Origin of the sequence: Stieleria sp. (assembly GCF_041595215.1) — a bacterium.
GTDB classification, from domain to species: domain Bacteria; phylum Planctomycetota; class Planctomycetia; order Pirellulales; family Pirellulaceae; genus Stieleria; species Stieleria magnilauensis.
The window spans coordinates 1-2250 of sequence record NZ_JBFHKV010001254.1 but is presented as its reverse complement, the minus strand read 5'-3'; the positions used below and the strand labels follow the sequence as shown (position 1 = coordinate 2250).

2 protein-coding genes are annotated in these 2250 nt (G+C 60.0%); both read right to left on the bottom strand.

From position 1 onward, the window contains the following. The coding region (locus ABX749_RS30270; RefSeq protein ID WP_372899318.1) for a disaggregatase related repeat-containing protein at positions 1–480 on the bottom strand (480 nt) is incomplete at its 3' end. Between the two features lie 73 nt (positions 481–553). Next, on the bottom strand, positions 554–1927 hold the full coding sequence (locus ABX749_RS30265) for a DUF1501 domain-containing protein (protein WP_372899317.1): 1374 nt from the start codon (positions 1925–1927) through the stop codon (positions 554–556). Positions 1928–2250: the final 323 nt, after the last annotated feature.

Sequence of the window (2250 nt, the reverse complement as noted above, 5' to 3'; positions counted from 1 at the left end):
TTCGCGACTGGCGAAGACGATCCGGCCCCGACCGTCAGTGACGCGCAAGAACAGTCCCTTGTTTGGAAACTTGTTGGCCGTCCAGTCTTTCACCAACGTCGTGACGTCCCAGCGCACCGATTTGCGTGTGTCGTCATCGATGACTTCGCTCACCGCATACGCCACATCGCCTTGCGCGGTATCGTTCGCATCCCGCCAATCGCCCATGAAATGGTGCCAAGGCAAAAGCGCCGCTCGGTTATAGTGCTCGCGATTGGCCCCGTCGTTCTGCACTGATGAGCCTTCCACCCAGTCCCCGCGATCGGCGCGTGCGGGCGCTGCAATGACGATGGCAACGAGCAGGAGAAGGTGTCTGGCGAAGTGCATGAGCTGGATCAATGAATAAAGGCAGTGAGTAGGGGGGTGGGGTAGGGAGATTTTGGAGGTAGGAAGATTTTGGGGTAGGAAGATTTTGGGGAACGCGTTTTGGATTTCCTGCAATCGGCTCGTCAGCCATTTTCCTACCTCCAAAATTTTCCTACCACCGCATGACGCATCCGGGCGAGACATGATCCTACGCAATGATCTCGTCGGCGACGCGTCCGTAGACGTCGGTCAAGCGGAAGTCGCGTCCGGCGTAGCGATACGTGAGCTTGGTGTGGTCGAGCCCGAGCAGATGCAACGTCGTCGCGTGCAGATCGTGGACGTGCATCGTGTTCTCGACCGCGGCGATCCCGAAGTCGTCGGTCGATCCATAACGCAGGCCGCCCTTCACGCCGCCGCCACACATCCACGCGGTAAAGCCGGTGGAATTGTGGTCGCGTCCGTCGTCACGGCGGACCGCCGGTGTTCGACCGAATTCGCCGCTCCAGACGATCAGCGTGTCCTTGAGCATGTCGCGTTGTTTTAGGTCGCTGATCAAGGCCGCGATCGGCTGGTCGGTGGCCTTGCAATTGGACGCCAGTTTCGCCCTCAAGCCGTTGTGTTGATCCCAGCCTTCGTGCGTCAACTCGATGAACCGTACGCCCGCTTCGGCAAAACGACGAGCCATCAAACACTGTCGTCCAAATTCGTCGGTCTTGGAATCGCCGATGCCATAGTGCTTCAGCGTCGACGACGACTCCCCGGAAAGATCCATCACTTCGGGAACGGCCGCCTGCATCCGGTAACCGAGTTCATAAGATTCGATCACCCCTTCGAGTTGGCTGTTGGATGGGTTCCTGTCGGCCGCGTTGCGGTTCATCGATTGCAGCAAGTCGAGTTGTTTGCGTTGCAGGTCGCCTTGGAACCGGGTGTTTTGAATGTTGCCGATCGCGTCGGATGATCGCACGTCATTGATTGCCGTGCCTTGATAGACCGCCGGCAAAAACGCGCTGCCGTAGTTTTGGGCCCCGCCGAGCCGTGCGGGTGGCTTGATGGTGATGAAGCCCGGCAAGTCCTGACTCTCGGTCCCCAAGCCGTACAGCACCCAGGCGCCCATCGAAGGGCGTACAAACTGGAAATTACCCGTGTGTAACTGAACCAGTGCTTGGGGATGGTTCGGGATGTCGGTGTACGACCCGTTCAGCAAACACAGGTCGTCGGCGTGTTTAGCCAGATGCGGATAAAGCGTCGAGATCGGCAGCCCGCTTTCCCCGTGCGGGTTGAATTCCCACGGCGACTTCATCAGCTTGCGGCCCTTCTGTGCATTCTGTCCCTTGGCCGCCTCGCCGGGGCTCTTGCCGTCGAACTTCGCCAGTTCCGGCTTGTAATCGAAGGTGTCGACGTGCGACGGACCGCCCCGCATGCACAAGAAGATCACGCGTTTCGCCTTGGGTGCGAAATGGGTCTCCTTCGGGCGGAGCGGATTCTTGTAGTCTCGGGTCGCCGCCTGGGTCGCCAGTGCGGAGAAGGCCAGATAGCCGAAACCGCATCCGGTCGTTTTGAGTGCGTTACGTCGAGAAATCATGGGCGAGCCTCGCGGCAAAGGTTGAAGAAATCGGTCGGTGCCGTTGGGGATGGGTGCGCCCGGACGCCGGCGACAGACCGTGTGTTATTTGTTAGCGGCAGGGCGCGAGCCCTCCGGTCCCTCAATGTGTTCTCGTGCTGCTACCGGACGGCTCGCGCCGTTCCGCTATCTTTTGCGGTTGTTGTTAGCGGCAGGGCGCGAGCCCTCCGGTCCGTCAATGTGTTCTCGTGCTGCTACCGGACGGCTCGCGCCGTTCCGCTATCTCTTGCGGTTGTTGTTAGCGGCAGGGCGCGAGCCCTCCGGTCCGTCAATGTGTTCTCGTG